Source organism: Acidisoma sp. L85 (assembly GCF_009765865.1).
Classification (GTDB): Bacteria; Pseudomonadota; Alphaproteobacteria; order Acetobacterales; family Acetobacteraceae; genus Acidisoma.
Window position 1 is genome coordinate 1 of sequence record NZ_LMUQ01000014.1, and the last position, 22,945, is coordinate 22,945.

Annotated in this window: 21 protein-coding genes and 2 pseudogenes; 10 read left to right on the top strand and 13 right to left on the bottom strand. The window is 58.5% G+C overall.

Annotated elements, in window-relative coordinates:
- The 4 genes and pseudogenes from GSQ83_RS02345 to GSQ83_RS02360 form a co-directional block, all read left to right on the top strand.
- Positions 1-184: pseudogene (locus GSQ83_RS02345) on the top strand (hypothetical protein); the annotation flags it as partial.
- Between the two features lie 476 nt (positions 185-660).
- Entirely contained in the window at positions 661-2,034 is a 1,374-nt protein-coding gene (chrA, locus tag GSQ83_RS02350; protein ID WP_254065455.1) for a chromate efflux transporter, read from the top strand.
- 84 nt (positions 2,035-2,118) lie between these two features.
- A complete protein-coding gene (locus GSQ83_RS02355) occupies positions 2,119-3,168 on the top strand; it encodes a DMT family transporter (RefSeq protein WP_158801114.1) in 1,050 nt (349 codons plus the stop codon).
- A gap of 290 nt (positions 3,169-3,458) precedes the next feature.
- Positions 3,459-4,229 (top strand): GGDEF domain-containing protein, encoded by a 771-nt coding sequence (locus tag GSQ83_RS02360; RefSeq protein WP_158801115.1) that lies wholly within the window; start codon positions 3,459-3,461, stop codon positions 4,227-4,229.
- Between the two features lie 77 nt (positions 4,230-4,306).
- Here the strand turns inward: GSQ83_RS02360 and GSQ83_RS02365 are convergent, their stop codons facing one another.
- The 6 genes from GSQ83_RS02365 to GSQ83_RS02390 form a co-directional block, all read right to left on the bottom strand.
- Positions 4,307-4,702 carry a DUF2127 domain-containing protein gene (locus GSQ83_RS02365; protein WP_158801149.1) on the bottom strand — a complete coding sequence of 132 codons (396 nt, stop codon included), beginning with the start codon at positions 4,700-4,702 and terminating at the stop codon, positions 4,307-4,309.
- Positions 4,663-4,809 (bottom strand): hypothetical protein, encoded by a 147-nt coding sequence (locus tag GSQ83_RS02370; RefSeq protein ID WP_158801116.1) that lies wholly within the window; start codon positions 4,807-4,809, stop codon positions 4,663-4,665. The genes GSQ83_RS02365 and GSQ83_RS02370 overlap by 40 nt, the downstream gene beginning before the upstream one ends.
- 23 nt (positions 4,810-4,832) lie before the next feature.
- The gene (locus GSQ83_RS02375) at positions 4,833-5,384 is read right to left on the bottom strand and encodes a phosphatase PAP2 family protein (RefSeq protein ID WP_158801117.1); all 552 of its coding nucleotides are present in this window, start codon (positions 5,382-5,384) and stop codon (positions 4,833-4,835) included.
- Between the two features lie 863 nt (positions 5,385-6,247).
- The gene (locus tag GSQ83_RS02380) at positions 6,248-6,517 is read right to left on the bottom strand and encodes a hypothetical protein (RefSeq protein WP_158801118.1); all 270 of its coding nucleotides are present in this window, start codon (positions 6,515-6,517) and stop codon (positions 6,248-6,250) included.
- A 553-nt stretch (positions 6,518-7,070) separates the two neighbouring features.
- Entirely contained in the window at positions 7,071-8,414 is a 1,344-nt protein-coding gene (locus tag GSQ83_RS02385) for a HAMP domain-containing sensor histidine kinase (protein ID WP_158801119.1), read from the bottom strand.
- A gap of 32 nt (positions 8,415-8,446) precedes the next feature.
- Complete coding sequence (locus tag GSQ83_RS02390) at positions 8,447-9,121, bottom strand: response regulator (protein ID WP_158801121.1); 675 nt, start codon at positions 9,119-9,121, stop codon at positions 8,447-8,449.
- 143 nt (positions 9,122-9,264) lie between these two features.
- On the opposite strand from GSQ83_RS02390, the gene GSQ83_RS02395 reads away from it, so the two are divergent.
- From GSQ83_RS02395 to mbfA, 3 genes are all read left to right on the top strand, one after another.
- Positions 9,265-9,648 carry a hypothetical protein gene (locus GSQ83_RS02395; protein ID WP_158801123.1) on the top strand — a complete coding sequence of 128 codons (384 nt, stop codon included), beginning with the start codon at positions 9,265-9,267 and terminating at the stop codon, positions 9,646-9,648.
- 10 nt (positions 9,649-9,658) lie between these two features.
- Positions 9,659-10,351, top strand: a complete 693-nt coding sequence (locus GSQ83_RS02400; protein ID WP_158801125.1) for a cytochrome b/b6 domain-containing protein — start codon at positions 9,659-9,661, stop codon at positions 10,349-10,351.
- 107 nt (positions 10,352-10,458) lie between these two features.
- Positions 10,459-11,415 (top strand): iron exporter MbfA, encoded by a 957-nt coding sequence (mbfA, locus tag GSQ83_RS02405; RefSeq protein WP_158801127.1) that lies wholly within the window; start codon positions 10,459-10,461, stop codon positions 11,413-11,415.
- 783 nt (positions 11,416-12,198) lie between these two features.
- Here the strand turns inward: mbfA and GSQ83_RS02410 are convergent.
- On the bottom strand, positions 12,199-12,462 hold the full coding sequence (locus GSQ83_RS02410; RefSeq protein ID WP_158801129.1) for a hypothetical protein: 264 nt from the start codon (positions 12,460-12,462) through the stop codon (positions 12,199-12,201).
- A gap of 975 nt (positions 12,463-13,437) precedes the next feature.
- Positions 13,438-14,235 carry a hypothetical protein gene (locus GSQ83_RS02415; RefSeq protein WP_158801131.1) on the bottom strand — a complete coding sequence of 266 codons (798 nt, stop codon included), beginning with the start codon at positions 14,233-14,235 and terminating at the stop codon, positions 13,438-13,440.
- 514 nt (positions 14,236-14,749) lie between these two features.
- On the opposite strand from GSQ83_RS02415, the gene GSQ83_RS02420 reads away from it, so the two are divergent.
- Positions 14,750-15,730 carry a glycosyltransferase gene (locus GSQ83_RS02420; protein ID WP_158801133.1) on the top strand — a complete coding sequence of 327 codons (981 nt, stop codon included), beginning with the start codon at positions 14,750-14,752 and terminating at the stop codon, positions 15,728-15,730.
- A 111-nt stretch (positions 15,731-15,841) separates the two neighbouring features.
- Here GSQ83_RS02420 and GSQ83_RS02425 read toward each other — a convergent pair whose 3' ends face one another.
- The 4 genes from GSQ83_RS02425 to GSQ83_RS02440 all read right to left on the bottom strand — a co-directional run bounded on the left by GSQ83_RS02425 (position 15,842) and on the right by GSQ83_RS02440 (position 19,411).
- Complete coding sequence (locus GSQ83_RS02425) at positions 15,842-16,387, bottom strand: DedA family protein (protein ID WP_254065456.1); 546 nt, start codon at positions 16,385-16,387, stop codon at positions 15,842-15,844.
- A gap of 73 nt (positions 16,388-16,460) precedes the next feature.
- On the bottom strand, positions 16,461-17,855 hold the full coding sequence (locus tag GSQ83_RS02430; protein WP_158801137.1) for an ATP-binding protein: 1,395 nt from the start codon (positions 17,853-17,855) through the stop codon (positions 16,461-16,463).
- Positions 17,839-18,522 carry a response regulator transcription factor gene (locus GSQ83_RS02435; RefSeq protein ID WP_158801139.1) on the bottom strand — a complete coding sequence of 228 codons (684 nt, stop codon included), beginning with the start codon at positions 18,520-18,522 and terminating at the stop codon, positions 17,839-17,841. Before GSQ83_RS02435 ends, GSQ83_RS02430 begins: the two co-directional genes overlap by 17 nt.
- Before the next feature lie 100 nt (positions 18,523-18,622).
- Positions 18,623-19,411 (bottom strand): hypothetical protein, encoded by a 789-nt coding sequence (locus GSQ83_RS02440; RefSeq protein WP_158801141.1) that lies wholly within the window; start codon positions 19,409-19,411, stop codon positions 18,623-18,625.
- 174 nt (positions 19,412-19,585) lie between these two features.
- Between GSQ83_RS02440 and GSQ83_RS02445 the strand changes: the two genes are divergently transcribed.
- Both GSQ83_RS02445 and GSQ83_RS02450 read left to right on the top strand, forming a co-directional pair.
- Positions 19,586-20,080, top strand: coding sequence for an undecaprenyl diphosphate synthase family protein (locus GSQ83_RS02445; protein ID WP_158801143.1), 495 nt, complete (start codon positions 19,586-19,588; stop codon positions 20,078-20,080).
- A gap of 74 nt (positions 20,081-20,154) precedes the next feature.
- Complete coding sequence (locus GSQ83_RS02450; protein WP_158801145.1) at positions 20,155-20,703, top strand: GNAT family N-acetyltransferase; 549 nt, start codon at positions 20,155-20,157, stop codon at positions 20,701-20,703.
- Positions 20,704-22,538: 1,835 nt separating this feature from the next.
- On the opposite strand, the pseudogene GSQ83_RS02455 reads toward GSQ83_RS02450, so the two are convergent.
- Positions 22,539-22,807, bottom strand: a pseudogene (locus GSQ83_RS02455) (IS3 family transposase); the annotation flags it as partial.
- Positions 22,808-22,945 lie beyond the last annotated feature (138 nt).

Consider the following 22,945-nt stretch of genomic DNA (forward strand, 5'->3'; position numbering starts at 1 on the left):
CGGCGACCTCGCGGCCTTTTTGCCGCCTGTCGCCGAGGAGGCTACGGACCGCCCGCTTCGCGCACGGGCGGCGGTGGCGAGCACCTTTCTGGCGGGGCTGGAACTCGCGCGCGAAGGCACCCTCACTTTGGCGCAGGAGGTTCCGTTCGAAACGCTGCAGCTTGCGGGCGTTTTTTCCAGCTGAGGGACGTGTTCCGGTGTCGGCGATTGCTGTGTGACCGCTCTCGTCGCCGTCGAGCGCGGGCTTCAGGCCGAGCAAGCCCGCAAATGAACGGCGGCCAGGGGACGTCCAAATAGGCGAGCAAGTCTCGAAGGTGCTGATCTTCCCGCCCAGCACGAGGCGCCTAGTTTTTGCTCGCGGACGGTCGTGTTCCGTGACACGACGATGACCGTTCAGTCTTGGTCACAGACTCACTTTGAGATCGACAGACGCTGCGCTTTAAGACCTCAAGTCGCGAGGCACGACCGATCTCGAGAATTACTGTTGTTGGATGACAACTAGCCGCATCGGCATAGCTAGACCCACTCGTATCACGGGTCGCTGATCGACCGACACCTTTGGCCGTTGGCCAGGGCATTGGCCAACGGCTGAGATGAGCAACAAGACGGCCACGGCGTGAACGAAACTTTTAACACGCCTGTCACACCGGGACCGCGCCCTTGAACCAAGCCGCCATCCTCTCCGATACGGCTGCCAAGCGGCTTCCGACCCTCGGGGAAGCCACGCGCATGTGGTTCAAAATTGGATGCCTCTCGTTCGGCGGCCCTGCCGGACAGATTGCCTTAATCCATCGGGAGCAGCTGGTGGACGAGCGAAACTGGGTAAGCGATCGCCGTTTCCTTCATGCCCTGAATTTCTGCCACCTCTTGCCGGGGCCGGAAGCGCAGCAGCTCGCGACCTATCTTGGCTGGCTGCTGCATGGCCCGGCTGGTGGTGCGATAGCCGGTCTCCTGTTCATCATCCCCGGCGCTCTGGTGATGCTAGCGTTCTCGCTGATTTACGCCACGCTCGGCGCGGTGCCAGGGATCTCCGCACTCTTCTTCGGCCTCAAATGCGCGGTGCTGGTATTAGTGGTGGAAGCTGTCATGCGGATCGGCCGCCGCGCCTTGAAAACGCGATTTGCATGGACGCTTGCGGGCTCATCCTTTGCCGCGCTTTTTCTATTCGGAGTGCCATTTCCCGTCGTCATGGTGGGTGCCGGGCTGGTCGGCACCATTGCCCCCGGCTACTTCGCCGCCGGAGTTCACAGCAAGGCCAAGGACGGACCTCCAGCCATCCTTGATGCCATCCTTGATGCCTATCCCGATCGCGCTCAGCGCTTGGCCCGTGGCGCGCGTATTGCTGGTTCAGTCTCCGGAGTGCTGTGGCTTTTGCCAGTCGCACTGCTGATACATGGCGACGGAGTTTATGCGGATGTCGCGTGGTTTTTTTCCAAGATGGCTGTGGTCACGTTTGGCGGAGCGTATGCTGTGCTCGCCTATGTCGCGCAGGAAGCCGTCCAGCATTACAAGTGGCTTACCGCTGCCGAGATGCTGACGGGGCTGGGGCTGGCGGAAACCACCCCCGGCCCCCTTATCCTCGTGCTTCAGTTTGTCGGATTCCTCGCAGGCTATCGCGCATCCGGCACTCTGTCTGGCCTTCCCGGCGGCATCGCCGCGTCTGCAATCACCCTCTGGGTGACGTTTGCCCCCTGCTTCACCTTCGTCTTTCTTGGCGCGCCGCTGATCGAGCGGTTGCAAAACAATAGCACCTTGTCCGGCGCGCTTTCCGCGATCACGGCAACCGTCGTTGGCGTGGTCGCCAACCTCGCGATCTGGTTTTCGTTGCACTCACTCTTCAAAGAAACCATTCCTGTGCGTTCGACGTGGCTTTCTTTGGATGCGCCGATCCTAAGCAGCGTCGATCCGTGGGCGATGCTGCTGACGATCATCGCAGGCGTCGCACTGCTCCGCCTCAAGCTCGGTGTTCTGCGTTCGCTCGTGATTTGCTCAGCCGTTAGCTTGGTTCTGCATTTTGCCTTTGGGGTAATCTGATGCTGAAAGGCGGGTGGTTTGCCCGCCAGTGAAGAAAGCTCCTTCAGACGACTCAATCCACCGAGTGAGGAGACGATCAGCGGCATGATCCACCCTGGCATTCTGCTCGCGCTTGGGTCCGCTATCCTGTTCGGCGCGAGCACTCCCTTCGCCAAGCTCCTCCTTGGATCAGTCGATCCCTGGATGATGGCTGGCCTGCTCTATCTGGGCGCTGGAGGTGGCCTGGCAGCGGTTCATCTATCCCGAACCGCCTTCCAGTTGCCTGATGTCGAGGCCCCGTTGCGTCGAGCCGATATGCCCTGGCTTGCTCTCGTGATCCTGGCCGGAGGCATCCTGGGGCCGCTGCTGCTGATGTCCGGCCTGGCCCGAACCAGCGCGGCAGGAACGTCACTTCTGCTCAACCTCGAAGGGTTAGCAACCATGGGGATCGCCTGGGTCGCCTTCCGAGAGAATGTCGATCGGCGGCTATTCCTTGGAGCTTTCGCGATCTTGGCTGGAGCTGTCCTCCTCTCCTGGCAGGGGCAGGCTTCGTTCCAATGGGGCGCATTGCTGATCGCTGGGGCGTGCTTGTGCTGGGGTATCGACAACAACCTCACGCGCAAGCTTTCCTCGGCGGACCCGGTTCAGATTGCCATGCTGAAGGGGTTGGTCGCGGGCATGGTCAACCTGGCGCTCGCCCTGCTGCATGGTGCTTTATTTCCGTCACTTAGTATCCTGTTGGCCGTCACCGTCGTAGGGTTCCTGGGATACGGCGTCAGTCTCGCGTTGTTCGTGCTGGGGCTGCGTTACCTCGGCACCGCACGCACCGGCGCTTACTTCTCACTGGCCCCCTTCGTCGGTGCCTTATTAGCCGTCCTCATGCTGGGCGATCTATTGTCTGCGAGGCTGTTGATTGCGGGTGGATTGATGGGGATCGGCCTATGGCTGCATCTGGCCGAGCGGCACGAACATGATCATCCGCACGAAGCGATGGAGCACGAGCACCGCCATCACCATGATGAGCACCACCAGCACACGCATGGTCCTGACGCGCCTCCAGGCGAGTCGCATACGCACTGGCATCGGCACGCGCCCATGGTCCACCGCCATCCCCATTATCCGGATTTGCATCATCGCCACGGGCACAAGCATTGAGGTGCTCAAGACATTCGGGCGGTGAGGAACGACGTTAGCGGGCCATCGCAGCAAACACGCTTGCGTGACCTAGCTCCGCCGCCCGAGAATACCCTTTCTTTCGCCCAAGTCGGCTGATTAACCCTTCCGTCTTCTTTCGCGCAGGAGTGGCAACGCCGATGCTAAGGATTATCGTCGTGGCGCAGCTTCTTGTTGGGCTGGTTTTGCATCTGGGGTCTCTCCGCGAGATGACTCGGAATATATCGCATATTAAGACGGGACCGTTACGGTTCAAGTGGAACGTTCTACGCATGATCGTCCTGGCTTTAGCAATCGCATACATCGCGTATACCGCCCAGCTTTTAGCAGAGGGAGAAGGGAAGGCGGGCATCAATGAGGATTTGCTCGTTGGGACAGCCGCCGTTCTCGTAAGCTTGTTTGTGTATGGTGTTGCAGATTTGTCCTTTCAGACAGTGAGAGACTTTCGCGACATCTCCCAGTTGAAGAAGCTTGCCCATCAAGACCAGCTAACAGGCGCCTTCAACCGGCGTCATTTTGATTTTGCTCTCGAGGAAGCCGTTAGAATTGCCAAGCTCAATAAAGAGCCTTTGTCCCTGATCGCTATGGACATAGACCACTTTAAATCGATCAACGACGAATACGGTCATCTCTCAGGCGACGCTGTCCTCCGTACTGTGTGCGATGCCATAGTGCGGCAAAGTAGACATACCGACATCGTCGCCCGCTACGGCGGAGACGAATTCATGATCATTGTTTCGGGCGACGCGGCAATAGCTGTCACGCTTGCTGAGCGAGTAAGGGCGATGGTTGAGAATCTCGAGGTTGACTTGCCAACACGCGCCAAGCTTCGCGTTACGGTCAGCGTAGGCTTTGCGGCGATGGTTTCCGGCGATAGCCCGGATACTTGGTTCACGCGTGCCGATGCAGCTCTGTTCCAAGCGAAGCGGCGGGGACGAAATCGAGTTGAAGACGCTAATAGCCTCGAGAGCCGATCCTCAATTGGCCGCGGCGGCCCCGTCATAACGGAGCTGTCTATAGCGGAAGCAAGTGCTAGCAGATGAAAGTGTGGAAGGACGGAGGGAGGGGCTTTACCCCTCGCTGACTGTGCATGGGGCCCGGTAACAACGGTGGCAGGCCCTCAGAACGTCGCCTTGCGATGGGTATTTTCGCGCTGAAACTCGCTTTTCTTCCACTCCTTGGCGGTAAGCCATGTCGTTGCGAGGTCGAGCACGAGGAAGCTTGCAAAAGGCCAGCTCGAAGCGTGCGACAACCGGAGTGCTGAGTAAGCCACGAAAGATAAAAAGAATACCATTGCGACCGGGTACGCCCAGGGCTTCCCGAGCAGTAAAAGCGACACCAGGAGCGTCTTCGCAATGCCATGGAATAGCAGGTAGCCAGCAACAAACATCTGTCGGTCGTGACCGAACGACATCGCCCGGTGCGACAGCAGCCGTGCCAGAAGGTCGCGTGGGTCTTCCGAGAGCTCGCGCTTCGTTAGAAGCCCGAACCGAACGGTGATGATGCCTGTTTGCAGGAAGAGGAGCGCTGCGCCGCCGCGAACTCGAGAATTCCGTTCAGTCCCTTCAGGAGAATAAGTCGCCTGAACACGTCATGCTCGACCTCGATCGTTTCTGGCCGCATGCAGATATTCGCCGTTGCCGTCATCATAGAATGTGCGTCACCCACCGGTCTGCGCGGGTATCCTCCCGGTAGGCGATGCGCGTCGCAGCGGCGCCGGCGAAGGCCGTGGCTACCCCGCCCAGAATATCCGTCACGTAGTGGGTGCCCACGTATACCCGGCTAAACACGATCAGAAGGGCGACCAGGAAGAACCAGAACGCCTTTTCAAGGCGGGTGGCGAGCAGGTAGGAGAAGACGACCGCGAAGCTAGCTGTAGCGTGATCCGAAGGGAAGGACGGGTCGGCGCTGTGAGCTATGAGAAGATGTGTTACGCCAGCGTCGTACGGTCGCACGCGGTGAACTACCAGCAAGACGAGCTGGTTGAGAGCTAGACCTATAACGAACGAGAGTGCGCTGGCGACGGCGACATGTCTGTCAGCTCTCGCGTTGGCCCCGACCCGCCAGGAGATCACTACCGCTAGGATCAGTAGCGGAACCCCGATTTGCGTGATGGTCTCGATCGCAATGTCGAGGAGATGGACGTGACCGGAAAGGCCATTGATGAACTGTGTAAGGACAATATCAAGATTTTGCATAAGAACCGAGTTCCATTGAATCGCGGTTGCCGCCGGAGCATTGAACACTTTTGAGTCCGCGATTTCGGGTAAAGCTCCGCAGCCTCGTGTTGTCTGCGGCTTCTACTGCCGAGGCCACGCCGTGACGGTGAATGATTTATCTTATCAAGGCAGCTGGGAAGCCCTCATCAGGCGGCTTCATCTTCCTCAGGCTTAGCGTTAGTGATTTGCTAGCGGCGGCTTCCCTTCTCGTTCAAGTCAGTTGTCGAGGATGGCGGCGTTGAACGTCGCTGCCCTCACGGTGCGGAGATTTCCTTGTACGGGCAGCAGCTTTCCTCGCGCGCGGGCCGAGGTAATCGGGCGACACAAAACGCTGGGTCGGACCGCTCTCAAGTCTCACAAATTTCTTACTCCAACCGATGCCGCGGAGCACGCGTCCGGCACGCCTCGTAAGCGATCGATGTTGACTGTTCTCAGTGAAACCGAGGGCCATTAAAGCCTCACTTGCCGACATGACGTGCAGGGAGGGATGCTCCACCAAATACGTCGCGATCTGGGTCTCCCAAGGATCTTGCGCCATCGAATTACACGCGACGGGATCCTCCTTTGGGTGGGCCCTCACGGATGAGTGAGTTCGCCCGATCGAGTTTTGGCCGGAGGTCGCCCGGTCGTCCACGCTCACGTTCTCATCCGCCGGCCACTCGAAAGGCCGCATATCGTCTGCTCTTTTTCGCTGAGATGAAGGTCAATAATGATACGAGGTAGCGTCGCTGCGCTGGCCGGGCGCGCAGACATAAGATGCTGCCGAACTTCCTCGGGCCGCGCTGGCGAGCCAGCTAAAACTACGCAGGACGGGGGCGCCGAATTGCAGGTGAGATATGGTGTCATCTTGCCGCTGTCATTGGTATCGCGCTGTGCATGTCGCACAAGGCGTTTTCCGTAACGGCCCGCCTCACTCTTTTTAACATGCGAATCGACATCCGCTTGGTACCCGCATCCTCCAAGGCTGGATTGACGCGATCTGCTATTTGGCGAACCCAGTCGCGGTCGCTCTTCAGCGCGTCCGCCGGCACAGTCAGGACAAGCCTGAGATCTGGGCGTGCCGTGGCGATGCTGCGCGCTGACTCAAGCAATGCCTTGAGGTTGACGAACAAACAGTCTTCCTCAATAGCATCATTGTATCCGAGTAATCTAAGGCGCCACATGCCAGCCATCGCGCAATAACCCCTTCGGTCGACCCGCATTGCACTGCGGGCGCAAGAACAACAGTAGCGGCGGGATAATGCTACCGCCTGACGTGCGGTGGTTTTTGTACGGCCTAGGCTTACAGTGACCTTACGGCGGCCTTAGACGCATTGTGCGACCGTCTTCGGCGTGATCATCGACCCGTTCGAAGTCACTTTCGGCACAGGCTTCGTGATGAAGGCCTTCCATCCAAATTCCTGCATTGTTATCTCGCGCTGATGGCGCTCTACACAAGTCAAGTGGTCTTTGGCGTATCGAGTTGAAGTCGTCCAATGAGCGGCGAGAGCGGGTTGTCGGGTCAGTCGCAATGTCGGGGTTCTAATGAACTTGCGCCAGGCGGACTCTTGATCGCCCGAAGTTTGGTCGACAAGCCTTCCGAGGACGCGTTCGACCCGCCTGCACTTGTTGAACGATATGATCCTCGTATTCTGGTGAGGCCGGCGGCAATTTCGGATTTCCGCGCTAGCCGGGCAGGCTTGAATTTGCGTCCAAGGCGACGAGAGCGCCGCCAGTCGGCGAAGAATCTACACGAATGTGCCCGCCATGCGCCGCCGCGATTCGGCTCGCGATGGCCAGTCCTAGACCGGCACCGCCGTCAGTAGCGGCGATTCCGCGCTCAAAGGGTCTAAGCAGCCGGTCTCGATGCTCGACTGCGATCCCCGGGCCGCTGTCGAGCACGCTGATAGTTGCGGGGGCGGTCACAACCACCTCCACGGCGCTTCCCGGCGGCGCATAAGCGATCGCGTTCTCAATCAGATTGGTGAGGGCCAAGACCAGAGCCGCGTGGTTTCCGGACACCAGCAAAGTCCCATCATAGCCGAGCAGGGCGAGTTCGACGTCTCGGCGCAAGCCGAGCGGAACGAGGGCTGTGATCGCCTCGACAGCAACCGCGTGCAAGTCAACCGCTTGGGTAACATCGAGCGGCAGGCTATCGAGCCGAGCCATACGCAGAAGCTGCCCAACCAGGCGGGCCATTCGGTCGGCATCGTGCCGCAAGGCGTCGGCTTCCGGGGTTTGACCTAAGGCATCCAACCGGGCCGTCAGCACCGCCAGCGGCGTGCGAAGGCCGTGGGCAGCCTCCGCCATAAAGGTGCGCTGGGTTTCAATCGTCTGTTCTAGCCGCGTGAGCGCCTCATTGACCGCATGCACGAGAGGGGAGACCTCTCGAGGAAGCCCGGCGGTTGGAAGTCTCACCCCAGGTCGCGCAGGTCCCACGGAAGCTGCTGCCGCCGAGACACGAAGAAGTGGGCGCAGGCCCGTCCGGAGCGTTAGAAGACTGACGACCACGGTGGCGAGGCCGATGGGCAGGAGCAGCCAGATTGAAGTCGCAAGAAAACTGGCTATGAGGCTCTGAAGCAGCACCGTGGCCTGCTCACGCCCCTGCAGGACGACAACCCAGCGCTCGCCCCGTCTGAGGGCGAACCCGATCATGCCGTGCCGATGCCCGGCCACGAATGGCACACGGAAGATCCTGCCAGTGAGCGGTGCTGGAATATAGGGTGCTGCCTGTGCCGCCTTGGCGGGATCAGAAGTCGCAAGCGGGGTCTGGCCTGTCCCATAGACGATGAATAGGTTGTCCCCGTCGGACGCGCGGAATGGCTGCGTAATTTCGTCGGGAAGAATGAGAGCGGCGCCGTCCTCTCCCTGAGGCGGTAGGTGATTCGCAACAAGCCGCGCTTGCCGCTGCAGCGCGGAATCATCGAGGTCGCGCAACGTAGCGATGGTTCCCCGAGCGACCGCTGCGGCGGCCAGGAGCATGGCGCAGAGCATCAGGGCCGTCAGCCGCCAGGCAAGACGCCTGGACAAAGACCAGCTTCGGACCGGTTGTGCGGACGCTGTCACGCCTGCTCGGCCATCAGATAGCCGACACCGCGAACTGTGTGGATGACGACAGGCGCCCCAGCCTCCTGCAGTCGGCGGCGCAGCCGATGAACCAGAACCTCCAGGGCGTTGGAGCCAATCTGGCTGTCGAAGCTGTATAAACGCTGCTCCAGGACTTCCCTCATCACGACAATGCCCTGCCGCCGCATCAGTATCTCCAACATGGAAGTTTCGCGCTGAGAAAGCGGGACGGTCGCGTTCTCAACACGCACCTGCCGAGTGGTGGTCTCTAGCGTGAGGTTGCCGAGCGTAAGGGTAACGCCGAGGGCGGCGTTCGGGCGACGCAGCAACGCGCGGATACGGGCAATGACTTCGGGCACGTGGAAGGGCTTTACCAGGTAGTCGTCGCCGCCTGCATCGAGACCGAGCACCCGGTCTTCAGGTCCATCCCGCGCCGTCAGGATAAGGATGGGTATGGCAGTCCCCTCGCTTCGGAGCCGTCGCAAGAGGGCGAGACCGTCGCCGTCCGGCAAACCAAGATCGAGAACCACCAAGTCATAGGTGACCAGACGTAGATGGTCTTGGGCGGCGGCCACGCTCATTACAACGTCGGCCGCAAAACCCCCTTTCTCCAGCGCATCGCGGATCAGACTAGCCAGATCGCGCTCGTCTTCGACGACAAGTAGACGCATGTGCGGCCGATCCCTTTGGGTCATGGTCATCGGTTCACATTACGCCGTCCTTACACTGCATCACGGAGCAAAACGATCCCGTCAGGTCGCCGTAAGCTTCCGGCGTCAGACTTCGCGCTATGGCCCACACAGGCATTTCAGGCATGAGACGATCGGTAGCCGTGGTGGCCTTCGTAGCGGCCGTGGCAGGGCCAATGGCGGCCTACGCTACGATCCAACTGGCGCCCATCATGGGCACCTGGCGCGCGAACCTTCACGTGATGAACGCTACTCTGTCCAGCACCAGGCCGGAGGAAACGAAGCAGCTTCGCCGAGCCATCCAAAGTTACATCGACGATGCGACGATGGTTGCCGGAAGGCTCAATGGCAGCGGATCGCAAGCTCAGGACTTCAAGCACCGTTTTGTAGCCCTTGCAGCAGAGGGGCGGCAGGCCCTTGGCGACGTCGGCCATTCGTCAGCTCTCAAGGTCGATGCCGCACGCATCAAGGCCGCCTGTGCCTCCTGTCATGCCGTCTACAATAACTGAGGTCGACGCCATGAAGACGGTCACCAGCAACCGAGTCATCCCGCAGTCCAATTTTCCCGGCGAGGCCTCCTATCCTGGGCGTCGGACGATTGCCAATACTGAGGGGCGGCCACCATCCCACCTGACACGGGTGCTGCATCTGCTGCTCCTGGTCGCTGTGCTCACCCAATTGATTAGCAGTCAGTTCATCGGGCGGCCGCTGCCGGGCGAAGCGCCGTCGGTCATCTTCAGCCTTCATGAATATGTCGGTCTGGGCACTTTCGTCATTGTCTTTGCCTTCTGGTGCTGGACGCTGATCCGCCGTGGCGAGACCAAATTCGGCAGGCTCTTCCCCTGGCTCTCGCCGCGGCGCGTCCGGGAGGTGGTGGCAGATACCTTCGGCCAACTTCGCCGCCTAAGCCGCGGTGATTTTTCCGATCACAGCGGCGGGGCCATGGTGAGCTCTATTCACGGGCTTGGCCTCCTTGTCATGACGGGGATGGCGGTCACCGGCTCGGCATATTTTTTCCTGTCTGGGACCTTGGCCCATACCGCCCTTAGTCTGCACAGCCTGATGGCCAATTTGGTGTGGGCGTATCTTATCGGTCATTCCACGCTAGCGGCTCTCCATCACCTCCTCGGAAGCGATATCCTTGCCCGCATGTTTTGGCTTCTGCGCGGCGTCCGATCAACAGGGCTTCTATACGAACGTGAGAAGAAGTAAGGGACTGTTTGCAAATGCGTCGCAAATACTGTCCCTTGCAACACTGCAGCCTACAAACACCACTTTTCTCAACTTGACCGTGGTTGCTTTCAAGCTATCTAGGCGACATGCGAAAGTTTAACTCACTCAGTGAGCAGGATGTCCTCGCCCTCGCCATCTCCAACGAAGAGGAAGATGGCAGGACCTACGCCGATTTCGCCCAGGGTCTGCGAGAAACCTATCCCGACAGCGCCCGCATGTTCGAGGACATGGCAGCGGAGGAAGGCGAGCATCGGCGGGCGCTGATCGATCTCTACGTCAGCCGTTTCGGCAGCCACATCCCGCAAATGCGGCGCCAGCATATCAGCGGAGCCCCCAGTTATCAGCCGGCTTGGAAGATTGTCCCGCGCGGCATCGAATCCATCCGGCGCCAGGCACAACAGATGGAAGGCGATGCAAGCCGCTTCTATTTGCAGGCGGCGTCCCTCGTGACGGATGCCGGCACGCGTAAGCTCCTGGGGGACTTAGCGGAGGCTGAGCTTGGCCACCAGGATCGAGCGGTTAAGGTTGAGGCAGAGCGACTGCCCGGTGACGCCCGAAGACGAGAGGATGCAAGCGCGCGAAAGCGGTTTGTGTTACAGATCGTTCAACCTGGGCTGGTTGGCCTGATGGACGGCTCGGTCAGCACGCTGGCGCCGGTCTTTGCGGCCGCCTTCGCGACCCACAGTCCTTGGAACACCTTTCTTGTCGGATTTGCGGCTTCGATCGGTGCGGGCATTTCGATGGGCTTTGCGGAGGCGCTTGCCGATGACGGTAAACTGTCAGGCCGCGGCGCGCCCTTCCTTCGCGGCCTGGTCTGCGGGCTGATGACCACCGCGGGCGGCATCGGACATACATTGCCCTACCTGATCAACGCCTTCTGGACGGCGACGGCGATTGCGGGTGTCGTCGTCGTGATCGAGCTGGCCGCAATTGCCTACATACAATATCGCTATATGGAAACAGCAATCTTCTCGGCCGTCGCAAAAGTGATGCTCGGCGGTGCGCTTGTGCTAGCCGCGGGCGTAGCGATTGGAAACGGTTAGGCGTCCTCTATTATTGAGTCTCTACTAACACGAATGTCGAGTTTGGGTTTGCGTAAGGATGAATATGGCCGAGATGGTCTTGTCGAGATTATGTGAATGGCTGCGGGTGACGATACCGTCGCGACACTGGCCGTTATGAACGGCCCGCGATGACCCCGATTTAATCGTCCTAACGCTCGACGCGCTCGCGGAGATCTGGCAATTTGTGCCGCCTGGATCATTCTTCGGGGGCACGGACGATGCTCGTGTTGGAGGCGCGTTGCTTGCCTCAACGCCGTTGTTTGATTACTACACCCTGAACGATGACGTGACGCGACGCATGCTGCCCAGCAGCCGGCCGATCAAAGCTCATTGAGCAAGTCTCCGGGGGGTGCTTAGCCCCAGAAACTTTTGCCAGGCTGTTGACAGTGAGCAAGGCCAGATCGCGGCCCATTTATTGCATCGCGGGCGGGCGGGTTATCCAATTTCGCGGACCTCGCGGACAATAGACAATACCTTTAGGGTCAGAATGAATCTCGCTCCCTTTCCAGCCTGGCGCCTAAAGCTCCGTAAGGCTGATGACAGCCTTGAGGGACAGCGCCAGTTCCATGATCTTAGGACTTTGCTCATTGCGGCGGCACTCCTTCGCGAGGAGCGCCCTGACCTTCGCCTTATCATTACGGTACCGTCGGAGGCCTCCGGGGAAGAGCGCAGCTTTATTCAAAAGATCGCAAATCGTGTGCCGCTCAACTCCGAGTAAGGCGCGCGGTGAGCAGGTCCTGCGGGCGAGGAAACCTTACCTCATCAGGCGCCTCTACAGGCGCGCCGCCCCACATAGTCCGGCGACACAAAACGCTGGGTGGTGCCGCTCTCCAGCCTGATGGATCTTTTCCTCCAGCCGAGATGGCGAAGCACGCGGCCGACACGCCACGTCTGCAGGCGCGTCCGGCTTTCCGCGGCCAGCCCGAGGGCCAAGAGCAACTCACTTGCCGAGACCACATGCAGATGGGGATGCTCGGCCAGATAAATCACAACCGGATCTTCCAGTGGGTCCTGAGACGTCAACACGCGGCTTTTTCCTCTTCTAGCTAGGCACTGACGTGCCAGGTAGTTCATGCAAGTGTTCCTGTTCGGCTATTGCTTGCTCTTCCTCACCCACGTTCCATCCCGCTAGCCATGCAACCCATTCGGACGTCCAGCGGGAGTAGGGGTTTTCTCCACGCCCAATGTCCGACCGCGCGAAATGAGGCCTTGCTGAAAATAGGATATGTCATCCTTTGCCTTGCCCTATTCCTCTTGCGTAAGCCACTGGATTCTACCGCGAGCCCGCGCTTAAATGTCGGCCATTTTTGACCGAGGTTTGTTCAACTACGGTTTCACTCGGCCGTCGCGAGGAAGTGAGAATAATTGGGTTTTCCCAATGTTTGTTCTCAGCCCGTGTAGGTACTTCCCGTTACCTTTCGTTGCAACGCTCATGCTGGTCGCGTCATAAATCTGCATCATTGTCCGCCCCGTCATCGCCGACGAGATGAGGTTGCTAATGATACGGGACAGCGCTGATGTGGTAGCCGTGCTTGGTGGGCATAAGGAATTGTCGAACGCACTCAGAGTGCATTGGCGAACAGTTTACAACTGGACGCGACCGCAACGTCGCATTCCCGCGGACATGTGGCACCACGTTGCCGCCGTTCCGCGCGCCCAGAGGGCGGGGATTACCGTGGCGATTCTGGCTTCCTTGCCCTTCAACCATCGGTAAGAGGGGAGCCGCCAATTGCGCAGTCTGTCCTTCCCACGCCAGGGGCCGTGCTCACCCGGAGAGATTGCACGTCATTCAAAGCTTCGAGTGTGCGGAAGGTCTCAGAATTCGCGAGCAGACGCATCCTGAAAACCCTTCGGGGGAAAGGCCGATGAGCCACAAGTTAGAGGAAATGAGCTCGACCTGAAGGCGATCATTGGCGGGAGGCAGGACTTTGCGGTCAGTGTCTGGCCACTCCGGAACCATTTCACCTCGCGGGCGTTCCAAATCCCACTGTCGACCTGGCGTCAGCCACTGGATCGCGCGTTTACGTCAACGCCCCCGTCGTCCTTGCGGCTTATCGTCAGGTAGAGGACAAACAAGAGAATGAGGATCGTGAGTACCACGCAAACCGAGCCGGTTCCGTAACCGAGGCCGCCATGGCTCGCGGGTTTTCCGATCCAGTCAGCAAATGACGCACCGAGCGGACGAGTCATTATATAAGAGAACCAAAATGCGAAGATGACATTCAAGTTGAATCGCCAGTAGGCTATTGCCGGCAGCACGAATAGAACTGCAAATAGAAGCCCGGAATGGAAATTGCCAAGGTGAAGATTCCCGGCAGTCCAATCGCCTGCGGCAGTGCCGAAGGCAAAGCTTATGAAGACAGCGATCCAGTAGAAGCCTTCCCTACGGGGAGTGAATATACTGTGGACCGACAACGTGTTCTCAACCTTATACCATATCGCAAAAGCTCCTAATAGAAGAACGCCGAATATCGCCATTGTAAGGGAGTGGGGGGCACCGGCCTTGTGGATGACATCAGCGGCCATCGTGCCGAACACGCTCACCATGGCGACGAGCAGCCAATAGCTCCAAGCGATATATCGCTTCATCGAAAACTGGATGATTAATGCGATGCCAAATCCCGCAGCTCCCAGTGCGACGGCGGCAAATGCATTCCGGTGGACAGCATAGTCGGACGCCGCCTCGCCCATGGCGGTGGTCAGAACTTTGATGATCCAAAAATAGGCGGTGATTATTGGGACCTTGGATAGGCGCCTGGTCTCTGGTCGATCCTCTAAAGCCCATAACGCCGTGCTCATAGATCATCCTCATGCAAAATGCTGGTCTTGAGTCATAGTCTTTTAACCGCTCAGGTGAGAAGCGACTACACGCGGCGTGTTGATCTTATCAGACGGTGGAGCAGCCGCACACGGAGCCATATAGCAGAGGAGTCCAGCGTGGGTTCTACACGTGATAGTGGTTTTAAGTAACGCAATGTTGTCGCCAGATTGCCATTTCCCAATAGTCGACATGCGTAGATGACGAACGCACCCGAGTGCGTTAGGTATCCACTCAGCTAGCTTCTCCCGCGCGCGGGTTCACGTGAGGACGTTGCGGACGATCGATCTTGCGTGCTGGATCTATGGTTTCAAACAGAAGTCAATCCGCTTAGCCCCACTGGCTACTCGTCCGACTGCGCCGCACGCGCAAATGGTGTTCGTCCAAAAGGCTAGCCTGCCGCAAAATGGGGATGTTGCGCTTCTAGGTAGCTGGGTCAGTCATCAAAGGCGCGCCTCTCAATCGAAACGACCTCGAACAGATCCTCGAGCCGGAATGACGGGATACGCCGCTGTGAAGTCTGCATTTGTTTATGTCACGGACCGATCTGGCTACGAGTTGGCACAGCATTCCGCCATGTCGCTCGTGTTGTCTCAACCTGCGCCCTGCGAGGTTCAAATATTCTGCTACCAGTTCACACCAAGTCCCGTTGTTGGCTTCTCCGAGTTGCTTGCGGGCCGCGGCGCCAGATTGACGGTTAGCCCTATCAGTAACTTAGCGGTGGAACACCATACGACGTTTGGTCACGTCACGACGCCGACCCTCCTGAAGCTCTCGGCCGTGGCGGAATTGATCAGAGACTACGACCGCATCATTTACCTAGACAACGACATCCTGGTATTCGACGACCTCAAGTTAGGTGAGGTTGAATTGGGCGAATATCCCATCGCCGCGGTGATTGACATGGACCTGAGCGCGACAGGGGTGCTACGGGATACTAAATGGGCGGCCGCTGGCGGAAAGAGCGAGGACGTCGGAGGCTATTTCAACGCAGGGTTCATGATCTTCGCGTCGGAAAATTGGCAAGCTGACAGTTTTCTAAAGGACTATGCCGCAGCCCTTGATGAGCATGAGCTAAACTGTCCATATAAGCTCAACTGCACGTCAATCGATCAATGTGCATTGAACCAAACCTTTGAGCGGAGATGGCTCAAGCTGCCGCCATCTTATAATATGCAAGCCGGAGCGAAATTCACGGGATCTTGGAAGACGGCTGCCGTCAGGCACTACTGTGGAAATCGGAAGTTCGTGCCGGTTGCGGCGTTCCGCAATGATCGACGGGATACTCGCCATCTGAATGATATCAAGCGAGCCCTCGGACAGCCCCTGGTTCTATGGCCATTCTTGTATGAGATCCCGTTCCGCGCGAATACGATGCGAAAGTATCGCAGCGACGCTTTGATGCGACGATTTCTTCGGGATCTTCGACGCGACCCCGGCGCTGGGGAGTGCTCAGAGGCTTCAGAATATCCCTAATTCCGGCTGGAGTTCAAGCGGGATGAGCCATATTCTCTTGACGAAAATGTCTGTCAGATGTGGAGAAACGGAAGCTTCAGCGTTCATTGGCCGGACAAAGTGCAATGCCGGTTAGCCCATCCGGGCCGCGCGTATCCGCGTATAGACAAAGTACACGAACGCCACCATCAACAGCAAGACGACGGCGCCGTCTAGCCTGTGCATTGTCGACTGAAGCCCTGGACTGCTGTTCCACCGGCTTCCCAAGAAAAGCCCCGCGTATGCGAGAGCAAAACACCAGGGCCACGAGCCAATAAACGTGTAGAGGTGGAATTGCCAACGATTCATGCGAGCGATACCCGCGGGAAGCGCGATGAAGGTGCGGATCACAGGCAACAATCGACCGATGAGAACGCTGATCGCCCCATAGTTTCGAAACAACCGCTCGACCTGATCGAGCTCGCGCTCCGCCACAAGAATATAGCGGCCCCAGCGCCGCACAAATGGGCGGCCGCCGCGCGCTCCAACCTCGTACGCCATTGCGGAGCCGAGGTTGCAACCTAGCGCGCCGAACGTTGCCGCCAAATAGAGGTTGAAGCGCCCGATCGAGACGAGATAACCAGCAAAAGGCATAATGATCTCTGACGGAATTGGCAGGCAGGCCGACTCCAGCGCCATAAGCAGAGCAATGCCCCCGTATCCGCCGCGCGAGATGACATCCGCCGACCACGCAACCAAAACCCCCAGAATATTATGCATCTTCTCGTCCTAAGGGACGAGATTTGACGACGCGCGGAAGATGTAAGGCGATACTCAAACCGGGCGCCAAATTTCTCAATAACAGATGTCCAGCGTGTAGTTCAGTTACGGCCGCCACGAGACTGAGACCAAGTCCATTGCCCGGTGTCGTGCGGCTGCGCTCGCTGCGGTAAAACCGGTTAGTTAGCCGAGGCAAGTCATGCTCCGCTACGCCAGGACCATTGTCGTCCACAACTAGGACCGCGTCGCCGCTAGATTCATGAAGGCGTAGGTCAATGCGCGTGCCCGAGGGGGTGTGGCGCAGTGCGTTCTCAACGATATTGGAGATAGCCTGCGTGAGGAGTTCCTGATCGCCGGCGACGATCACACCCTGCTCGATTTGTGCCGTGAGGCGATGCGCTGCATCTTCGGCATCCGGCTGATAGGCATCCACGACCGACTCGACGATCGCGGTTAGATTGACCTGCCGGAAGCCAGCTCTTGGCGAAGCGCCTTCGACCTGGGCAATCCGCAACAGCGCAGAAAAGGTCTCCAGCAGCCCATCGGCCTCACGCATCGCGGCTTCGACTGCTTCTTCGTAATCAACGACCGACCGCGCCTGGTCACGGGCATCTTCAAGCCGCTGGTACAATCGAGAGAGGGGGGTTCGCAGATCGTGGGCGACATCGCTACTGACCTGAATCAAGCTTTCCATCAGGGTGGTGATGCGGTCGAGCATTCGGTTCAAAGTGCCGGCGAGACGGTCGAGATCGTCACCCGTTCCCCGCATCGGAACGCGATGCGTCAGGTCGCCGGCGATGATCGCTTCTGCCGTACGTGCGATGGCGTCCACCCGGGCAAGAAATGCCCGGCTGAGCAAGACCCCGCCCCCGATGCCGAGAATGGCGGCTAGACCCACTGTCCAAGCGAGGGCTGAGGTGACCGCCTCTTCCACTTCAGAGACGCGGTTGAGATCATCTCCCACCGCGAGAAGCGTTCCCCCGCCCAGATCGGTCACCAATGCCTTCACCCGTTCGGGCCGCCCATCTTCCTCGCGTTCGCCGGAGACAATGAGATTGGTCCAACCCGGTCGTAGTCCTGGATTTGCTGGGATCTCGCCCGCAAGTCGGACTCCCCTTGGCTGTTGCACCAAGTAGTCAAGCGCCCGTGCTTCTCGCCCGCGAAGTTGCACCAAAGTCAACAGGGCGGGGAGCCCCTTCTGGCGAAATTCGTCCTGGAGAAAGGTTGTCTCCGTTTGTACGCCCAAAGCCATTTGCTGCTCTAAATTAGCGCGGGCGGCGACGAAAATGGCCTCGCCAAGCACCAACGCGGACACCGCAAAGACAAGGACATAGAGCGCGGCGAAGCGAAAACTCGCAGTCCGAACAAGTCTATGAACTGGATGCACGCAAGACGTAGCCTAAGCCGCGGACGGTATGAATAAGTTCGCTATCGCGGCCGCCCCGAGATATCTTGCCACGCAATCGACTCATGTGCGTCTCGACGATGTTGGTCTTCGGATCAAAATGAAACTCCCACACGCTCTCCAGAAGCATTGTTCGTGTCACCACTCGCTCCGAATGTCGCATGAGGAACTCCAAAAGACGGAATTCGCGGGGTTGCAGCTCGATCTTCTCTCCGCCGCGCGTAGCGGTGCGTTTGAGAAGATCGAGTTGCAGATCATTGACGCAAAGCGTGGTCGTCAACGCGGCGAGGGGGGGACGGCGACCCAGCGCCTGGAGCCGCGCCAGCAGCTCAGCAAAAGCGAATGGCTTGACGAGGTAGTCGTCGCCACCAGCCTCCAAACCCTCAACGCGATCTCCAATACCTCGGAGCGCGGTCAGGAAGAGGACGGGCGCATCGATCTTCGCAGATCGTAAGGCTCGCACGAGACTTAGCCCATCTAGGCTCGGCACCATACGGTCCACGACAAGCGCGTCGTAGCCGCCACTACCTGCCATCAGGAAGCCGTCGCGCCCATCCGGCGTGTGATCGGCGGCGTGGCCATGCTCCCGCAGCCCCCGTACAATATAGCTCGCCGTCTGCTCGTCGTCCTCGATCACCAGTATCTTCACAAGAATGGCGCTCCGATCCCTTTGCCCATAATGTTATTCTTAAAGCGCTTGCCGTCCTACGCTACGACCGCCTTTTTGGGAGTGGCGTACACTATACCTGTCAGCCATCGGCCATCTCAGTGCCCGCCATGCGGCGACCTCGCGGAATCGTCAGCCAGGCGACGAGGCCTGTTATGATCACCAGGAAAACGAAGCTCGTCGTAATGGTGCCTAATCCGAGACCGCCGTCGCTTCTAGATTGCGCCAGAAGATCGCCACAAGAGGCGCCAAAAGGTCGCGTCAGAACATAGGCGATCCAAAACGCCACTACAGCGTTCAAACGAAGAACGAAATAGCAAATTGTGACGAGGCCGATCAGGGTGCCGAAGATCAGTGCCGAGGGCGCATAGCCGAGTTGGAGACGTTCCGCGGTGAGGTCACCCGCCGCTGTTCCCAGCGCGAAGGTAAAGAGGACGGCAGCCCAATAGAAAAGCTCTCGCCTAGTCGTCACAATGGTATGAATGGAGAGCGTTCCTTCCTTCGCATACCAAAGGCTGAAGGCTGCCGCGAGAGCAGCGGCAAACACGCTCGTCGTGACGATCAGACTGATTCCGAAGTTGTCGCTCAGATTGTCAGTGATCAGGGTCCCGACGACGCTCACGAACACCACGGTTATCCAGTAGAGCCACGGGACGTAACGCCTGGAGCGGAGCTGCAGCAGGAGGGCACCCACGAGGAGGACCGCCATGAAAAGGGATGTCACGGTCAGTCCGAGATTTAGCGTCACCGAAAGGAAATCTGCGGCAGTCTCGCCGACGGTCGTTGCCATAATCTTTATCGTCCAGAAGGCGAGCGTAACCTCCGGAACCTTATTGATCATCGCGAGGTCGCGCCTTGTCAGCATTGCCATGGTCCGGGCCTATTCGGTTGCCCCTGCGGGTGTTTGCTCATAGGGCCGTGGCGTGAACCTTTGCAAGAGAAGATGCCAACATGACGAACCAACATTGGGCTACATGTTCCTGCGATTGGTAATTCCCAATGTTGCACATTGCCGGCTGACGGCGGGAGCCATTCGCGCTATTGCATGGCTTTCTTGGAGGCGCGGTCTTCTTCCCATGATGGTCCTGAACACCGAACTCTTACTGTTCCTGGATGCGCCAGGCCGTTAAAGGAGGCACTGCTTGCCATCGCAAAGCTCCTCTCGGATGGACCAGTGGTCGTCGTGCCACTTGTGCTCGCTTGCCTGTGGATTTTGGGCCGCCCGGAGGGCCGGCCGCCGCACCTGGCCGCCGTTCGTAAACTCATCTTTCATGCGGCCTCAAGAGGCCTCTCGCCGCTGAAATTTGCAAATAGCATAGCTCCATTATCAATCAGCCAGCACCTCTACCATCCAGAGCTTCCCAGTCCGGATCTAATCATTCGCACAAGCGGTGAAATCCGCATCTTAGGCTTCATGCTCTGGCGGAGCGTCCACAGCGAACTGTACTTCGCCGACGTAAACTGGCCCGAGTTTCGCCGTGTGGACCTTCTGCGGACAATTCGAACCTATCAAGGAAGAATCCGACGTTATGGACGTTAAAGCGTCCGATTGAGGAAACCTCCCGTGCAACCCCCCGGTTAGGGCAGTGCAAATCAGTTAAATAGGACAAAGTCGTGGACCGTATCGAGATACAGACCAGCCGCCTAACAATGAGGAATTTACTTCCTGCGGATGTAGCTGAGCTATCTATTGTTTCAAGCCAGTCGATAGAGAGAATTATGCCGTGGGACCGGCCCGCCTCCAAGCCGGGCTATGCACAGGTGGCACAATCCTGGCTGTCATCGATGGATGATGGGGCTGACATCTATTTTGTCATTCGACTCTCTGTTAATGAGAGCTGCCTCGGAATGGCGTTCATCCGCGGCTTCCGAACTCCCTTCGCGGAACTCGGCATCTACTTGCCAGAGGAAGTCCACGGTCGGGGCTTTGGGAAGGAGGCACTTAGAGGTGTCACAACCTGGGCGTCGAAATCACTGGAGAATCGGTACGTCGAATTTCCCGTAGATGAAATGGACGTCCGGGGTGTGAAGATCGCAGAATCTCTCCAGGGGTCAATTGTTGGACGCCGCGCAAATCCGAAATGCTCAACCGTCGTCTATCGACTGCCGCTGTTCCGGAATGCCGTAGAAGCCGCTTTATCTGACGTCTTTCTCGAGCAATGATTGCTTTGCATCCATCTCGACTTGGTGGTGCGGCGGTGTTTATCAAACTTCTGACAGTGTTCGAGTTTGATAATTAAGTCTATGATCTGGCTATATGGATGATCGGACGCTGCGGACGGAAGTACAAGACGTCGTTGCCGGCCAGCAATACATTCCAATTGATCCTCGCCCTATCTAGCGACACTTGCCCGCGCGGAGGCGACGCGGAAGCGCGACATGGCGCAGCTTGCCAACGCCGGTCAGGACGTTGCGCGGGCGCAGAGGCTCGCAAGCGCAGGCACCGACACATCCCGAAATCGCGACGCCATGCTGGCGCAACAGGCGGCCCGGAATGCAACCCTGAGTTCTGACGAAGCTGCAATCTACGAGGCGCAGCGGAACCTCAGCTTCACACAAGTCTCGTCGCCGCTGGTGGGCCGGGTCGGGCCCCCGTCAGGTCGATGTGGGCGGAGGAGGTCGAGACGGAGGTTATTGCGAAAACGAGGCTCGGGTCGCCGCCTCGGAGCGCAAGGTCGGCGGGCTCACGATGGAAATGGACCTAGTCAAAAAACATTGCGGCCGTTGATCGCGAACAGTAACGAGAGGTCTTCCATCATCACCGGCCCGCAGCTCGCTCCATCAAACGGGGACGCAAAGCAATGACCCTCCTCGAGGCACTTTCGATATCGCCCCTCTTCGAGAAGCACGACAATCTTTGACGCGGGAGGCCAGGAGATCAGCCACTTTACATGAGTGCCGCCTAAGCCGCAGAGGATCGGAAATGGGGCACGGACGTCGCTGGCTGCGATCGGCGTTCATCAATTGAGCATAGTACAATCGGCGATATGCCCCGCTCGTTTCCGCTATAAAGGGTCCCCTGGGATGCGCGTGATGACATCTTCAGCAGCTCCACTTCGCTCCGATAACCAACCGCGCTCCCACCAGCGCCACTCCACTGATCCGGCATCCCACGGACAGTCGGCAGGCGGCTCCCCGTTGAGGTAAGCCTCCGCGCCACCTAGAACGCAAAGCTGCCTTAACAAGTCTGCTGCTCCCGGCCGGCAGTCGGTGTCGACATCCTCAGCGTTTAGATGGACTTGCAAATGATTTCTGCCGATCGTGGCCGCGAGTGAGTTTTTGTTGGCGGCCACGTCATGCTGGCTCAAAAAGGCCACTCCATAAGGCTCAGACTCGTCGACAGATATAGGCCTGTCACCTCTTTCCGTCGCCACTAAAAGACTTAGGTTGGGACGAATCAACATTGCAATTTCGGCGACGAGCGAGTTCCCGTCTACCGAGCCTAGGAATGTCCCACCAGCCCCGCAAGCGCGCAATTTTGACACTGCGCTGAGCGGGCTCATACAAAATGTGGCCACAAATCATCTCGAGACTTCGTGCAGCGCTTCACAACCGGCGGATTTTTCCGCAAGCCCTACGAACGAAAGAACTCGTCTGCGTCTTGAGGCAACTGATACCTAAGGCGATATGCTAACCTTAGGGCTGGCTACTTGGTCGTCGTCGAAAACGCTCGCGCCACTCGCCAGCCCTCGCGGGGAGCACCTGCATCCCGAGGTTACCATTTGCGACCAAAGTTGCGGGCAATGGAAGCGGAGATCTTCGCTTCGGTTACGTTCCGTAACGCTATGACATCCCAAAGTTCAACTTCCCACTATCGCCAGCGGGCGTAGAGTCGGTGGCGCTCTTATAATCCCAGACTATGAGCAGAGGTTTTGTCGCCCGACGAGGTCGCGGCCGGTGGGAGCCCGGCACCCTCCCGAAAGGCAAGCGAGCCCCATCGGGAGCTTTAGCCATGGAACGCTACTACTGAGCTGCTGCCGGTTTGGTGGACATGCACGTTAAGCTGACGCTGCGCTCCTCTTGAACTCCATAGGTCCGATATAGCCGATGGTCGAGCCGCGCCGCTGCGGATTGTAGAACCGCTCAATGTAGTCGAACACGTCGTCTCAGGCTTCGTCCCTGGTACGATAAATCTTGCGGACCGACCGTTCAGTTTTCAGCAAGGAGAAGAAGCTCTCCATCGCCGCGTTGTTGTCCCTTCGTTGCCCGATCGGCTCATGCTGCAGTTGATGCCCTGGTCCTTCAGAAGCTGCTGGAACTGTTCGCTCGGCGTTGTCACGTTAACTGGCGGTCTGCGACGGCCTGGGCGAGGATGATGGCATGAAGAAGCCGCCAGACCCGCACCATCGCCACCGTTTCCCGGCAGACCTCATCAGCCACGCTGTATGGCTCTATCACGTGTTCA